Origin of the sequence: Streptosporangium sp. CA-115845 (assembly GCF_050943795.1) — a bacterium.
GTDB lineage: Bacteria > Actinomycetota > Actinomycetes > Streptosporangiales > Streptosporangiaceae > Streptosporangium.
In genome coordinates, this window is sequence record NZ_CP191988.1 from 7,003,913 (window position 1) to 7,018,279 (window position 14,367).

Here is a 14,367-nt window from a genome sequence, read left to right on the forward strand (position 1 = left end):
GTTACATCACCTGCAGCGACGGACAGGTCACCGACCGGAGCAGGAGTGGCCTTAATACAACGCTGAGTGAAGGACGTCACACCGGCGCGAGGGACCTCATACCTCCGCGGGGCTTTCCGTCTTATTGGATGCTTCGTACAATTAACGCAGACATCCGATGGGAGGGCAGCGATGACACCAGCCCCAGAGACCGCCGCGGACCGAGAGGGCGACCAGCAGGTCACCGAGAGACGCGCCTACGAGGCGGTCATAGAGCGCCTCTCGAAGGCGTCCGTCGACAAACACTGGGAGCCGTACGCCGACATCCCCTGGGACGAGAAGGAGTTCCTCGTCTTCGCCGACGACCCGCGCTGGGAACTGCCCGAGGTCGACAGGCTGGGCGGCCATGCCTGGTACCGGGCACAGCCTCCCGAGATCCGCGCCAGGATCGGGCTGTGGCGGGTGGCGACCGCCATGAAGATCGGCCTGCAGTTCGAGAACCTGCTCAAACGCGGACTGCTGAACTACGCCTACCGGCTGCCGAACGGCTCTCCCGAGTTCCGCTACGTTTACCACGAGACCATCGAAGAGGGACATCACGGGATGATGTTCCAAGAGTTCGTGAACCGCACGAAACTTCCGATAAAGGGCATGCCGGGGCCGCTGAGCCTGCTCGCGCAGATCACCCCGTGGATCCCGCTGATCTCCACCGAGCTCTTCTTCGTCTTCGTCCTCGGCGGCGAGGACCCGATCGACCACGTGCAGCGCAAGATGATCAAAACGGGCAGGGCCCGGCATCCGCTGGAGGAGACGATCATACGGATCCACATCGCCGAGGAGGCCAGGCACATCTCCTTCGCCCGCCACTACCTGCGCCGCCGGGTGCCCCGGATGCCCCGCTACCGGCGCTTCACCCTGGGCCTCGTCTCCCCTGTCATCCTGGGCATCATGGCCCGGATCATGCTCTCACCGCCAAGCTCGATGATCAGGACGTTCGGCATCCCCGAGGATGTCGTCAGGGAGGTCTACACCGGCAACCCCGAGACGGCCGCGGAGATCCGCGACTCGATCGGCAGGACCCGCGAGCTCTGCGCCGAGCTGGGCCTGGTGAACCCCGTCCAGCGCCGGGTGTGGAAGGCGATGGGCATCTGGGCGCCCCCGGCGCCCACCGCGGCGCGGACCGCGAAGGCGGGCGCATGAGAACGGCGATCGTGACGGGGGGCGCCTCCGGCATCGGCCTGGCCGTCTCCCGCGAGTTCGCCGGGCGCGGCGCGCACGTCGTCATCGCCGACCTGGACGGCGCCGGGGCCGAGCGCGCCGCCAAGGAGCTCAACGGCTCGGCCGCGACGCTCGACGTCTCCGACGCGCGGGCCGTGGCCGACCTCGTCGAGCGGGTGGCGGCCGAGCGGGGACGGCTCGACGTCGTCTTCAACAACGCCGGAATCGCGGTCGGCGGCACCGTCGACGAGCTCACCCTCGACCACTGGAACCGGACGATCGACGTGAACCTGCGCGGCGTCGTCCACGGCGTCCACGCGGCCTACCCGATCATGAAGCGGCAGGGCTTCGGGCACATCGTGAACACCGCGTCCCTGGCCGGGCTGGTCCCCGCGCCGCTGATGGCGCCCTACACGGCGACCAAGCACGCGGTGGTCGGGCTCTCGCTCGCCCTGCGCGCCGAGGCCGCCGCCCACGGCGTCCGGGTGAGCGTGGTCTGCCCCGGGTTCACCGACACCCCGCTGCTCGACAACGCCAATCCCGGCCTGCCGCAGACCCGCACCGGTGCCGGTGCCCGCGAGTCGGCGAGCAGGACCATGGGCCGTCTCTACTCCGTCGACGCGCTGGCCGCCGACATCATCAGGGGCATGGCCCGCAACCGTGCCCTCATCGTGGCGCCCGCCGCCGGCCGCCTCGCCTGGCGCGGTACCCGCCTCTCTCCCTCGGCCGCCGTCCGGGTGGCCTCCCTCGCCGTCCGCCGCCTGAGCGGGCGCTGAAGCGCCGACCGGCCGGTCGGCGCCCCCGGGAACGAAGAGCCGTACCGCGCACGCGCGGGGCACGGCTCCCGGCGGCGGGCGGCGTCCGGCCGTACGGTCAGGGCACCGAGCGGATCTTCCAGACGAGGGCCGCACCGAGCAGGGCGAGGGCCGCGGAGGTCAGGTAGAGGACCGGATAGCCACCGAGACCGGCCACGATGGGACCGGCGATGACCGGGCCGAGCACCTGGGGTCCCGAGTTGGCGATGTTGATGACGCCGAGATCCTTGGCACGCCCCTCGGCGGCCGGCAGGACCTGGGTGACCAGGGCGTTGTCGACCGAGAGGTAGATGCCGAAGCCGACCCCCATGATCGCGGCGCCGGCCATCGCCACCGGCCACTGCGGCCAGAACGCGAGCATCACCGCGGGGACCACGCTGATCACGCCGGAGGCCGTGACGAGCGCCCTGCGGCGGCCGAGCCGGTCGGAGACGACGCCCGCGACGACGGTGGTGAGCACGACCATCGCGGTGTAGATCAGGATCAGCACGAGCAGGCCGTCCTCGGCCTTCTCGCCGGGGAAGAGCCGCTCGTAGCCGACCGCGTCGGTGAGGAAGTACAGCAGGTAGAGCGTGGCGACGGCGTTGCCGAGCTGCATCAGGAAGCGGGTCAGCCAGGCCCAGAAGAAGTCGGGGTGGGCCCGGGGACTGATCCAGAAACCTCTCAGGAAGGCCCCGAGCTCGAAGGGTGGCCTGGCCGGCAGGCGGGGGTCGGAGGTGGTGAGGACGAAGGGGAGCACGCAGAGCGGGATCAGCGCCGCTATCAGGAAATATCCGGATTCGGTGGTGGTGGCGACCATGGTGACCAGGACCACGGCGAGCACCACCCCCAGCGACTGGGGAATCCCGATCCAGCCCGACACCTCACCTCGCTGGCTCACCGGCACGTGGTCGGGCACCCCGGCGGTGAGCGCTGCCTGCATCGCGTTGAGCCCGATCTGCGCGAGGCACCAGCCGGCCGCCAGGCCGGCGATCGACCCCTGCCCCGCCAGCAGGGCCAGCGCCCCCGCGCCGACCAGCGCCCCGGCCAGCGACCACGGGTGCCTGCGCCCGAACCGCCCCGCCGTGCGATCGGACAGCGCCCCCGCGACGGGGTTGAACAGCATCGCGACGGCGGCCCCCAGTCCGGTCACCAGCGCCAGCGCCCCCTCCTTGCCCGCCGGGTCGATCACCGCCACCTGCGAGGGAAGCAGGACCTGGAGCGGCCCGAAGTACCCCATCCAGAGCGCCAGGTTGGCCAGCGAGATGCCGGCCACCCACCAGGGCCCCACCTTGCGCGTCGGCTCCGCGAGCGCCGCGTTCGGGTCGGGAACAGGCTGGACAACACTCATGGGGCCTCGCATCCTCGTGACTCACGACTCCGAACAAGCGCCCGACAACACGAGGCGTGCCCGGATGCTACGCCGCCTCTCCCCCTTACCAACAGCCCCCGGCCGACACCGGATTCCCGCCAGGAGCGCGCCCGAGAGCGCCACCGGCGGGATCAGGAATGGTCGGTGCCCGCGAGCAGGTCCATGACCTCCTCGTCGGTCAGGGCGTCCAGTTCCTTGATCAGCAGTTCCTCCAGCGCCTCGGCGAGTGAGGCGACGGTGCTCATGGCGAAGACGGTCCGGATCGGGACCTCGATGCCGGTGGCCCGCCTGATCCGCGCCACCACCCGGGTCGCCAGCAGGGAGTGCCCGCCGAGTGCGAAGAAGTCGTCGAAGACACCGACCGCCCCCGTGCCGAGCAGCTCGTCCCAGATCCCGGCCACCAGCCTCTCCGCGTCCGTGCGCGGCGCGACCCGCTCGGCAAAGGAGGCGGCGACCGGTTCGGGGAGCGCGGCACGGTCGATCTTGCCGCCCGGGGTGAGGGGGAACGCCTCCAGGCTCACCCAGGCGGTGGGGACGAGCTGGCGCGGGAGCGAGTGCCCCAGGTGTTCCCTGAGGTCCGCCGGATCCGCGGTGCCGGTGACGTAGGCGACGAGCTCCTCGCCCCGGCCGGTCACGAGGGCCTGGCCCACCTGCGGATGGGCGAGCAGGCGGCTCTCCACCTCACCCGGCTCGATCCGGAAACCTCGGATCTTCAGCTGCGCGTCCAGCCGCCCCAGGAACTCCAGCCGCCCGTCGGAGCGCCACCGCGCCCGGTCCCCCGTCCGGTAGCGGCGCGCCCCGGGGGTACCGTACGGGTCGGGGACGAAGGCGCCGGCGGTGAGCGCCGGCCTGCCGAGGTAGCCGCGGGCCACCCCGGCCCCGCCGATGACCAGTTCCCCGGCCGCACCGGGTGGCAGGGGCTCTCCCCCGTCGTCGAGCACCCGGACGGTGGTCTCCGCGATCGGGCCGCCGATCGGCGGGCGGCCCACGACGTCACGCGCCCCGAGGTCGGCGGCGGTGGCGATCACCGTCCCCTCGGTCGGGCCGTAGGTGTTGACCAGCCGGACCCGGTCGCCGAGCAGGCCGCGCCAGCGCTCCACCGCCGCCGCGGAGACCTGCTCGCCACCGAGGATCACCAGACGGAGCGAGGCCGGCCAGGCGGTCTCGCCGGGCTCCTCGGCCAGTGAGTGCCAGTACGCGGTCGGCAGGTCGAGCACGGTGACCGCCTCACCCTCCGGCGAGGCCAGCAGGTCGGGCAGGCTCGTCGCCCCGTCGGGGAGGAGCACCAGCGTGGCCCCCGCGGCCAGCGCCGGGAAGACCTCCTCGACATGGGCGTCGAAGCTGAGCGAGGCGAACTGGACGACCCGGTCGCCGCAGGTCAGGCCGTAGTCCGCGCGCATCCACCGCACCCGCGCGGCCACCGCGCCGTGCTCCACCAGCACGCCCTTGGGCACGCCGGTGGAACCCGAGGTGGTGATGACGTACGCGGCGTCCAGCGGCCCGGTCACGTCCAAAGGGGCGTCGGAATCGCGCCCGGAGAGTACGGGGGCGACGACGGGGACACCGCCCGGCGGCGGTTCGCGCAGGGTGATCAGGTGGGTGGCCGAGCTGTCCGCCATCGAGAAGGCCAGCCGCTCGTCCGGGACGTCGGGGTCGAACGGCAGGTAGACGGCCCCCGCCCACCAGACGGCGAGCAGCGCGGTGATCGCCTCGATCGAGCGGGGCAGGCAGACCCCGACGACGTCGCCGCGGTCGACCCCGCCGTCACGGAGGACCCCGGCGAGCCTGCCCGCGCGGGCCAGCAGCTCGCCGTACGTGACGCTCTCCCGCCCGCAGACCACGGCGACGGCCTCGGGCGTCCGCCGCGCGGCCCGGCGGATCATCTCGGGAACCAGGACGTCCCCGGTGAGCTCGGAGCCGGACGGCCCGGCCGACAGGGTGTGGATGTCGGCGTGGTCGGCGTCGGTCCAGATCGGCAGGGCGGAGAGCGGGGTGCCGGGGCGGGCCGCGACGGATTCGAGGAGCAGGGCGAACCTGGCGGCCAGGCGGCCGACCTCTGCCGCCTCGAACAGGCCCGTGTCGTGGCAGAGGGAGAGCCCGAGCCCGTTCTCGTCGGACCACACCTCGACGAGGAGGTCCACCTTGGCCTGCCGGAACCCGGCGTCGATGTCGGCCACGGTCAGCCCGCCGAACGCCCGCCGGGGACCGGCGTCCTGGTTGTGCAGGATGAGCATGGAGGACAGCAGCGACTCCACGGGGTGGCCGAGCTGCTCGAAGGGGACCGAGAAGTTGCCCAGCGCGGCGAGGACCTCGCCACGGCTGCGGCCGATCAGGCCGGTGAACGGCGGGTCGCCCGACAGGTCCCCGCGGAGGATCACCGTCTGGGAGACGTATCCGACCATCGGTTCCAGCTCGACCCGGTCCCGGCCCGCGACGACGGTGCCGACCAGGACGTCGGTCTGCCCGGTGTGCCGCAGCAGCAACGTCTGGTACGCGGCGACCAGCACGGTGAACAGGGTGGTGCGCTGCTCGGCGGCCAGCCGCTCCAGCCTCCGCGCCGTCTCGGGTGACAACCGGACATACTGGAACTCGCCTCGTCCGCTCCCCGCCCCCTCCCGGCGGAACGGCAGCTCGACCGGGGGCGGCGCGGCGAGCCTCTCCCGCCAGTACGGCACGGCCCGCTCGGCCCTGCGCCGCTGCCAGCGCGCGTAGTCGCCCGCCTGGACCGGCAACGGGCGCAGCCGGGGTTCGGCCCCGGCGAGGCGCGCGGTGTAGCAGTCGGCCAGGTCGTCCAGGATGACGTTGAGCGACCAGCCGTCCGAGATGATGTGGTGCATCGTGACGCAGAGCACATGCCGGTCGTCGGTTATCCGGATCACCGCCACCCGCAGCGGAGGCCCGGCCGCCAGGTCGAACGGCTCGTTGGTCCGCTCGGCCACCAGGCGTTCCGCGTCCTCGCGGCTCCCGGAGCGCAGCCACTCGATCCCGGGTGCCCCGCTCTCCACCACGGCCCAGGGAACACCGTCCGCCTCGGTGAACCTGGTGCGCAGGCTCTCGTGGCGGGTCAGCACGTCGGTGAGCGCCCAGATCAGCGCGGCCTGGTCGAGGGGGCCGCGCAGCAGGCGTACGAGATACATGTTGTAGGAGGCGTCGTCCGGATCGACGCGCTGCAGGATCCAGAGCCGCTCCTGCGCCGGGGACAGGGGCGCCCTCATGCGCCCGGCCCCAGTTCGTCGAAGATCGCCGCGAGTTCCTCGGCGCCGAGGCCGTCGAGCTGCTCGCGCAGCGCGGCGACCTCGACGAGGTCCAGGTCGTCGTCGTCCAGGCGGTCCAGCTGCCGGGCGAGCCCGGCGACGGTCGGATGCTCGAAGAGCGCCACCAGCGGCACGGCGACGCCGAAGCGCGCCTGGACCCTGGCGATGATCTGGGCGGCCGTCAGCGAGTGCCCGCCGAGCTCAAAGAAGTCGTCGTCGACCCCGACCGGCCGCTCGATCCCCAGTACCTCCTCCCACATCGCGGCGAGTTCGTCCTCCGCCGAACTCGACGGCGCCCGGTAGGGGGTCGTCGACGCCCGGGCCCTGTCGGGTGCCGGCAGCGCCGCGCGGTCGAGCTTGCCGTTGGGGGTGAGCGGCAGGGCGTCGAGGGTGACGAGGTGCGCGGGCACCATGTACTCGGGCAGGCTCGCCCTGAGTCTGGCGCGCAGCGCCTCCCACGGCCCTTCCGTCGCCGCTCCCTCCGCACCGACCAGGTACGCCACCAGCGTGGGCAGGCCGTCCGGCCCCTGGTGGACGCCGACGGCGGCCTGGCGCACCCACTCCACCGAACGCAGAATCGTCTCGATCTCCTCCAGCTCGATGCGGAACCCCCGCACCTTGACCTGGCCGTCGGCCCTGCCCAGGTACTCCAGGCGGCCGTCCGGGGTGCGCCGGACGAGGTCGCCGGTCGCGTACATGCGTGTCCCCCCGCCGGCCGCGAAGGGGTCGGGCAGGAAGCGGGCGGCGGTCAGGGCGGGCATGCCCCGGTAGCCGCGGGCCACCCCGGCCCCGCCGATGTGCAGTTCCCCGGCCTCGCCGTCCGCGACCGGCAGGCCGTCGTCGCCCAGGAGGTACAGGGACGTCTCGGAGATCGGCTCCCCCAGCACGACCTGGGCCGGTGCGGGCGCGACGATCCCCGCGGTGGACCACACGGTCGTCTCGGTCGGCCCGTACACGTTCCACAGGCTCGTCCCCGGGGCGAGGAGCGCGTCGGCGAGGTCGCGCGGCAGCGCCTCTCCCCCGCAGAGCCGGGTGCGGATCGTCTCCGGCACTCCGCCGGCCTCCAGCAGGATGCGCCAGGTCGCCGGGGTGGCCTGCAGCGCCGTGATCCGCTCGGCGACCGCCAGCGCCCGCAACTTTCGGCCGTCGGCCGCCTGGCTCGCGGAGGCCACGACGACCCGCGCCCCGCACGCCAGGGGGAGCAGCAACTCCAGGACGGAGATGTCGAACGACAGGGTGGTGACGGCGAGCCAGCGGTCCTCGGGGGTGAGCTTCAGCCGTTCGGCGAACGAGCCGAGCAGGTTCTGCACGGCGCGCCTCGGCACCTCCACCCCCTTGGGCCGCCCGGTGGAACCCGAGGTGTACATCACGTACGCCAGGTCGCCCCGCGGTTCTCGCGGCGTGCCGCGGCGGGCGGTGGGGGCGGTGGGGGCGGTGCCGTCCGGGGCGAGCACGAGGATCCGGGGGACTCCGGCCAGCAGGCGCCGGTCCACGCCGGCCTGGGTCAGCACCAGGCCGATCCCGGCGTCCTCGCGCATGAGCCACAGCCTGTCCTCGGGGAAGGCGGGGTCGAGCGGGACGTACGCGCCTCCGGCGGCCCAGACCGCCAGGACCGCGACGACCATTCCCGTGGTGCGCTCCATGCACAGCCCGACCGGGACCTCGGGGCCCACTCCCCACTCGCGCAGCACCGCGGCGAGGTCGTCGACCCGCCGGTGCAGCTCCCGGTAGGTCAGCTCGCCGCCCTGCCCGCTGACCGCCACCGCGTCGGGTGCCGTCTCCAGCCGGTCGCGTATCAGTTCCGGCACCGTCACCATGCCCTCTCCCTGCGGGTCTGGTGCCGTGAGTCCCGGCTTTCGCGCCGGGAAGGACATCACCACGGTCGTACACCTCTCAGGTCGGACAGCCGGAGGCCCGGGTCGGTCCCGGCCCGCTCCACCACGTCGGTGAAGGTGCGGGCCAGGCGCCGCGCGGTTCCGGCGGAGAACAGGTCACTGCTGTAGTCGAGGACGCCGCCGAGGCCCTCGGGCCCCCGCCAGGCGTCCACGGACACCTCGGCCTTGGTACGGCCCGTCGCGGGGACGGGGTAGCCCTCGGCCGACAGGTCGCCCATCGTGGTCCGCAGCAGGTCGTCCTTGGGCAGGTTGTGCAGGTTGAACATGGCCTGGAAGAGCGGCGGCCTGCTCAGGTCACGGGGCAGGCGCAACGAGGCGAGGATCCGCTCGAACGGCGTGCCGGCGTGCTGGAGCCCCCGGAAGAGCGTCAGCCGGGTGCGTTTCATCAGTTCGAGGAAGGTGGGATCGCCCGACAGGTCGGCACGGAGCACGAGCGTGCCGGCGAAGTAGCCGATCAGCGGCTCGATCTCGGTACGGTCCCGGCCGGAGACCGGCACCCCGACGCACAGATCCCGCTGCCCGGAGGCCAGCGAGAGGGTCGCCTGGTAGGCGGCGAGCAGCGCCATGAAGAGCGTGCAGCGCGCGCTCCTGGCGACGTCCTCCAGCCGGGTGATCACCTCGTCGGGCACGAGCAGGCTCTCCTGCCCGCCGCGCCCGCTCCAGCGGGCGGGACGAGGGTGGTCGGCGGGGAGGTCGAGCGCCGGCACCCCGGCGAGCGTGCGGGTCCAGTGGTCGAGGTGGGAGGCGTCCTCGTCCTGTTCGGCGCGGCGTCTGTCCTCCTCGGCGAGCTGCGGGTACTGCGCCGGGAGCTCCGCCAGCGCCGGCGGCCTGCCCTCGCGGTGGGCGGCGTAGCACTCGGTCACCTCCCGCATGAGGACGTCCAGCGACCAGCCGTCGACGACGATGTGGTGCAGGACGATGCAGAGCAGGAAGTGCTCCTCGCCCAGCCGCAGCAGCGCCACGCGCAGCGGCGGGCCGCCTTCGAGGTCGAACGGCCGGTTCACGAACTCCACGACGGCCGGGGCCGGGTCGCCGGTGACGTCCGCCCGCTCCACCGGCACCGGCGCGACGGGCACGACGATCTGGACGGGACGGTCACCGGCCAGCCGGAACCGGGTGCGCAGCACGTGGTGCCGCTCGGCGACGCGGGTGAAGGCGGCGGCGAGCGCCGCCACGTCGACGGGGCCGCGCAGCCGCACGCACCAGGGGGTGTGGTACGTGGTGTCACCGGGGTCGAACCTGCTGAGGAACCAGAGGCGCTCCTGCCCGAACGACAGGGGCCACCGCCTGCCCCCGTCCCGCCCCCGCGCCTCTGCCAGCAGCGCCGCGCGCCGTTCCGGCGACAGCCGCGCCAGCCGTCCGAGCAGTTCCTCGCGGCGGTCCTGCGCCGGGTGCTCCCGCGGGGCGGCATCCGGCGCGGACTCCCGCACCGTGAGGTCCGTCTCCGCGGCGACGCGGGGGTCAGGCGTGGTCACCGGCCACCTCCCTGGACCTCGCCGCCACGGGGCCCTCCTCGTTCTCCGGCGTATCGGGGAAGGCCGTCTCCCGGACGGCGGGGCGCTCGATCGGGACGATGCCGCACAGCTCGGCGATCTCGTCCAGCGCCACCTCCTCGGCCACGGCCCTGACCAGCAGCCTCTCCACCCCGCCCAGCAGCGCGTAGGCGGTGGAGCGCGGCAGGCAGGCGGTGTCCGTCAGCAGGTAGAGCTGGCAGGTGTTCGTGGCGGGACCGGTGGCGAAGAAGGCGGTGGCGTCCACCTCGGGCCAGGCTCCGACGAGGAAGAACCTGGTCCGCTCGGTGAGGGCGGCGACCGCGGCCGGGTCGCCCGCGGGTTCCACCCTGGGCAGGTTGGGCCAGTGGGCGACGGTCCGCGTGTCGTTGAAGTAGGCGGACAGGTCGACGGGGGTGCCGCGCTCCCTTCCGATCTCCTCGCGCAGCGCCGTCATCCGGTACGGGTCGTAGTGCGCGTTGCGGTAGGCCATCAACGCCCGCCGGTGCCCGGCACGGACCACGTCGGCGAACGTCCCGTCCGGCAGGTCGAGGACGAGGAGCCCGTCCTGCACCGCGGTGCCGGCCATGGCCGCGGTCCTGGGGTCGTGCCGGTTGGCCACGATCAGCTGCATGACCACCCGGCGGTGCCCGGTGAGCACGCCCAGCAGCACCGCGCTCGCCGTGGTCAGCACGCTGGCCGTGCTGACCGACCACCGCCCGGCCAGGATCTCGGTGGCGGCGGCGACGGCCACCGACTCCATGCCGACCCGGACGAACCTCGGCTCCTCCGCCGTGATGCGGGGGAAGTCGAACATGGTCTCCGGCACCCTCGAAAGCTCGGCGCGGCAGTGGCGGAGCGCCCGCTCGCCGCGGGCCGCTCCCGCCCCCTCACGCTCGAAGACGGCCTGGTCCAGCGGCTGCCACCCGGGCGCGGGCAGCTCGTCCCCGGCCAGCAGCGCCCGCCAGTCACCCGCGAGCACGTCCAGCGCCCAGCCGTCCACCGCCAGGTGGGACAGCGCGAAGGCCACCGCGCGCGGGCGGCCGCCGACGGTCACGACGGCACAGCGGAACGGCAACTCGACCGCGTACTCGAATCCCCTGGAGGCCAGCCCCGCGGAGACCCTCTTGGCGGCGGCGAGTGGCTTGTCCTCCCCGGCGTCGACCACCTCGACGTCGAACCGGCCCCGGCTCGCCACCCGCTGGACCGGCCCGCCGGCGGTCTCCTCACAGGTGGTCCTGAGGGTCTCGTGCCGCTCGACGAGGCCGCGCAGGGCGCCGATGACGGCGCCCTGGGTGTGCCTGCCGTAGACGGGCAGCACCCAGGGCATGTTGAAGTACGGGTCGCCGTCCTCAAGCCACCGGGTGATCCTCCAGATGGCCAGCTGGCCCCAGGTGAGCGGCGACTCGCCGCCCCGCGTCCCGGAGAACTCGACGGTCACCACCGGTGGCCGTCCGGATTCGGCCGTCATCGGGCTCTGGCTATCTCTTCGGCGACGCCCTCGACGGTCGGGGAGTCGATGAACACCTCGAAGGAGAGCTCGACGCCCATCCCGTCCCGGACCCGGGCGATGATCTGGGTGATCGTCAGCGAGTGACCGCCGAGGTCGAACAGGTCGTCGTCCGGCTGGACCGTGTCCACGCCGAGCACCTCGCACCAGATCGCCGTGACCTGCCCGAGGAGCTCGGTGTCCTCCCCCCTGGCGCCTTCGCCGCCGGAGACCGGACCGGTGACGAGGCCGTGATCGGCCTGATCGGGCTGATCGGCGGGGACGACCCGGGGAGGCAGGGGCAGCTCGTCGAGCGGGGCGCCGGGGCGGGCCGCGATGCCGGCGAGCAGGACCCGCAGCTGCTCGGCGACGCCCTCGCAGGCGGCGCGGTCCAGGATCTCGGGGTTGAACCGCAGCCGGGCCTCGGCCCCGGCCGTGTCGTCGGCGCCGTCGACGATCTGCAGGTGCAGGGTGTTGCGGACCGCGCCGTTGGACGCCGCCCAGTCGACCGAGGCGTCCAGTCCCGCGAAGGAGGGGTCACCGGCCGGGCGTCTGCGGTAGCTGACCGAGACGGGGGTGAGCGCGGAGCGCGGGCTGATCCCGCCCAGCGCCCTGGCCAGGGGAATCTCGCGATGGCGGTAGATCGCCCGTAGCTCCTCCCTGATCGACAGGGCGAACTCGGCGAACGTCCCGGCCGGGCTGGAGGCCACGGGCAGCTCGTTGACGAACGCCCCCACGTGCTCGCGCGTCTCCTCGGTCCTGGTGGACAGGTCCACCGCCACCGTGACGCGGGCGTTGCCGTACCCGTACAGGAGCGTGTGCAGCGCGGCCAGCACGACCTCGAAGCGGGTCAGGCCCAGGTGGTCGGCGATGGCGGCGACCTCGCCGCCGAGGCGGAACTCCACGGTGTCGCCGGGCGCGGCGCGCAGCGAGGTGCGGGTGAGGCCGGGCAGCAGCAGGTCCTGCCCGTCCTGCCATCTCGGCCGCCAGAACTCCGCCGCCGCCTCCAGCGCGGCGGCGACCCGGCCCTGCTCGGCGCGGGCGATCTCGTCGCAGGAGAGCGTCAGGGGGGCGAGGGCGGAGCCCCCGTAGGCGGCGGCGATGTCACGGAGCAGCAGATCCTTGGAGACGCCGTCGAAGACGGCGTGGTGGGCGACGATCTGCAGCAGGTGCCGCTCGTCCCCCAGCCTGAAGAGGGTGAACCTGGCCGGCGGACCCGACTCCAGGTCGAAGGGGCGCGCCACCTCCTCCTCAAGCCGGCCGGGCTCGGGCGGAGTCTCCTCGAAGCGGATCGGCGGGGGCACCTTGCCGGGGAGCAGGCGAACCTCGCCGTCCCGCTCCGCCAGGACCGCGGCGAGCACGGGATGTCGCTCGACGGCCGCGGCACAGGCGGCGAGCATCGCGCCGGTGTCGAGCGGGCCGTCGAGCCGCAGGGTGAGCGGCATCGCGTAGACCCGGCCACCGGCCCCCATCCGCTCGGTGATCCACATACCGTGCTGGGCGAAGGTCGCCCGGTCCCATCCCGCTGTGAGCGACATCGACATCTTCACCCGACATCTAGGGCGGATGCCCCGTCCTTCAGGGAGGGGAGGAAGCCCTTCTGTTCGTCCATGTTCTGTCGGTGCCTTTCGGTAGGTTGATCGGCGTGTCCCGTTTCCGGCTGCAGCCTTCGCCCGCCCAGGAGGCGGCACTGGCCGAGCACTGCGGGCACGCCCGGTTCGTGTGGAATCTCGCCGTGGAGCAGCACTCTCACTGGAAGCGCGGCCGAAAATCGGCGCCGGGGTTCGCCGAGCAGTGCCGTCAGCTCACCGAGGCGCGAGCGGAGTTCGAGTGGCTGCGCGGCGGGTCGATCATCGTGCAGCAGCAGGCGCTGAAGGACTTCCACCAGGCCATGGCGAACTTCTTCGGCAAAACCCACAAGCGGCCGACGTGGCGCAGGCGCGGGCAGGCCGAGGGATTTCGCATCGTCGCGGTCAAACCCGGCGATGTGCGCCGCCTGTCGCGTCACGTCGGTGAGGTGCGGGTCCCCAAGGTGGGGTGGGTGCGGTTCCGCCGGTCTCGCACCGTGAGCGCCGAGGCGAAGTCGTTTCGGATCACCCGTGACCGGGCGGGCCGCTGGCATGTCGCGTTCGCCACGATCCCCGAGCCGATCCCCGCCCCCGCAACCGGGAAGGCGGTCGGCGTGGACCGGGGAGTGACCGTATCGGCCGCCCTGTCCACGGGCGACCTGTTGAACGTTCCCACGCTGCGTGAGAGGGAGAAGGCGCGCCTGCTGCGCCTGCAGCGCAAGCTGGCCAAGGCTCGGCGCGGCTCGAAGCGGCGTGAGCGGGTGAAGGCGGCCATCGCGAGACTGAAGGCCCGCGAGAGCGACCGGCGCACGGACTGGATCGAGAAGACCAGCACCGATCTGGCCCGCGACTTCGACCTCATCGCAGTGGAGAACCTCACAATCGCCGGTATGACGCGGTCGGCTCGCGGCACCCTGGAGGCGCCGGGAAGTAGCGTCCGTCAGAAGGCGGGCCTGAACCGGGGCATCCTCGCCGCGGGGTGGGGCCGGCTGGTAACCCGGCTGGAGCACAAGGCCCCGGGTCGGGTGCGGAAGGTCGATCCGCGGTATACGTCGCAGACCTGTAACGCCTGCGGGCATCGCGCCGGGGAGAGTCGCGAGAGCCAAGCTCTCTTCCTGTGTGTGGCCTGCGGGCATCGGGACAACGCCGATGTCAACGCCGCGAAGAACATCAGGGATACCGCCGTGGGGCAGACGGTGGCTGCGCGGGGAGGCGCCGGGTTTCCGGAGCCTGTGAACCGTGAACCTCAACGCGACCTCCTCCTGGTGGGGTAGTTGCTGTTGGAATCCCTCTCCTTCAGGAGAGGGA

General features: G+C 72.8%; 9 protein-coding genes. 3 read left to right on the forward strand and 6 right to left on the reverse strand.

The window, feature by feature from the left end; all coding sequences use genetic code 11:
* Positions 1-171: 171 nt before the first annotated feature.
* Both ACQP0P_RS33480 and ACQP0P_RS33485 read left to right on the forward strand, forming a co-directional pair.
* The gene (locus ACQP0P_RS33480) at positions 172-1,179 is read left to right on the forward strand and encodes an AurF N-oxygenase family protein (protein WP_433362602.1); all 1,008 of its coding nucleotides are present in this window, start codon (positions 172-174) and stop codon (positions 1,177-1,179) included.
* Positions 1,176-1,973 carry an SDR family NAD(P)-dependent oxidoreductase gene (locus ACQP0P_RS33485; protein WP_433362605.1) on the forward strand — a complete coding sequence of 266 codons (798 nt, stop codon included), beginning with the start codon at positions 1,176-1,178 and terminating at the stop codon, positions 1,971-1,973. The genes ACQP0P_RS33480 and ACQP0P_RS33485 overlap by 4 nt, the downstream gene beginning before the upstream one ends.
* A gap of 97 nt (positions 1,974-2,070) precedes the next feature.
* Here the strand turns inward: ACQP0P_RS33485 and ACQP0P_RS33490 are convergent, their stop codons facing one another.
* The 6 genes from ACQP0P_RS33490 to ACQP0P_RS33515 all read right to left on the reverse strand — a co-directional run bounded on the left by ACQP0P_RS33490 (position 2,071) and on the right by ACQP0P_RS33515 (position 13,029).
* Positions 2,071-3,342, reverse strand: a complete 1,272-nt coding sequence (locus ACQP0P_RS33490; protein ID WP_433362609.1) for an MFS transporter — start codon at positions 3,340-3,342, stop codon at positions 2,071-2,073.
* A 152-nt stretch (positions 3,343-3,494) separates the two neighbouring features.
* Positions 3,495-6,578, reverse strand: a complete 3,084-nt coding sequence (locus ACQP0P_RS33495; protein WP_433362612.1) for an amino acid adenylation domain-containing protein — start codon at positions 6,576-6,578, stop codon at positions 3,495-3,497.
* Complete coding sequence (locus ACQP0P_RS33500; protein WP_433362615.1) at positions 6,575-8,434, reverse strand: non-ribosomal peptide synthetase; 1,860 nt, start codon at positions 8,432-8,434, stop codon at positions 6,575-6,577. Before ACQP0P_RS33500 ends, ACQP0P_RS33495 begins: the two co-directional genes overlap by 4 nt.
* Positions 8,435-8,490: 56 nt before the next feature.
* The gene (locus ACQP0P_RS33505) at positions 8,491-9,987 is read right to left on the reverse strand and encodes a condensation domain-containing protein (protein WP_433362618.1); all 1,497 of its coding nucleotides are present in this window, start codon (positions 9,985-9,987) and stop codon (positions 8,491-8,493) included.
* A complete protein-coding gene (locus tag ACQP0P_RS33510; protein WP_433362620.1) occupies positions 9,974-11,473 on the reverse strand; it encodes a condensation domain-containing protein in 1,500 nt (499 codons plus the stop codon). The genes ACQP0P_RS33505 and ACQP0P_RS33510 overlap by 14 nt, the downstream gene beginning before the upstream one ends.
* Entirely contained in the window at positions 11,470-13,029 is a 1,560-nt protein-coding gene (locus ACQP0P_RS33515; protein WP_433362623.1) for a condensation domain-containing protein, read from the reverse strand. The genes ACQP0P_RS33510 and ACQP0P_RS33515 overlap by 4 nt, the downstream gene beginning before the upstream one ends.
* A gap of 107 nt (positions 13,030-13,136) precedes the next feature.
* Between ACQP0P_RS33515 and ACQP0P_RS33520 the strand changes: the two genes are divergently transcribed.
* Positions 13,137-14,333 (forward strand): RNA-guided endonuclease InsQ/TnpB family protein, encoded by a 1,197-nt coding sequence (locus ACQP0P_RS33520; RefSeq protein ID WP_433362626.1) that lies wholly within the window; start codon positions 13,137-13,139, stop codon positions 14,331-14,333.
* The last annotated feature ends 34 nt before the right edge of the window (positions 14,334-14,367 follow it).

What these genes read in the sequence shown, in the direction of transcription:
- ACQP0P_RS33480 (WP_433362602.1), top strand. Translation starts at nt 172, where the DNA reads ATGACACCAGCCCCAGAGACCGCCGCGGACCGAGAGGGCGACCAGCAG.
- ACQP0P_RS33485 (WP_433362605.1), top strand. Translation starts at nt 1,176, where the DNA reads ATGAGAACGGCGATCGTGACGGGGGGCGCCTCCGGCATCGGCCTGGCC.
- ACQP0P_RS33490 (WP_433362609.1), bottom strand. Translation starts at nt 3,342, where the DNA reads ATGAGTGTTGTCCAGCCTGTTCCCGACCCGAACGCGGCGCTCGCGGAG.
- ACQP0P_RS33495 (WP_433362612.1), bottom strand. Translation starts at nt 6,578, where the DNA reads ATGAGGGCGCCCCTGTCCCCGGCGCAGGAGCGGCTCTGGATCCTGCAG.
- ACQP0P_RS33500 (WP_433362615.1), bottom strand. Translation starts at nt 8,434, where the DNA reads ATGGTGACGGTGCCGGAACTGATACGCGACCGGCTGGAGACGGCACCC.
- ACQP0P_RS33510 (WP_433362620.1), bottom strand. Translation starts at nt 11,473, where the DNA reads ATGACGGCCGAATCCGGACGGCCACCGGTGGTGACCGTCGAGTTCTCC.
- ACQP0P_RS33515 (WP_433362623.1), bottom strand. Translation starts at nt 13,029, where the DNA reads ATGTCGCTCACAGCGGGATGGGACCGGGCGACCTTCGCCCAGCACGGT.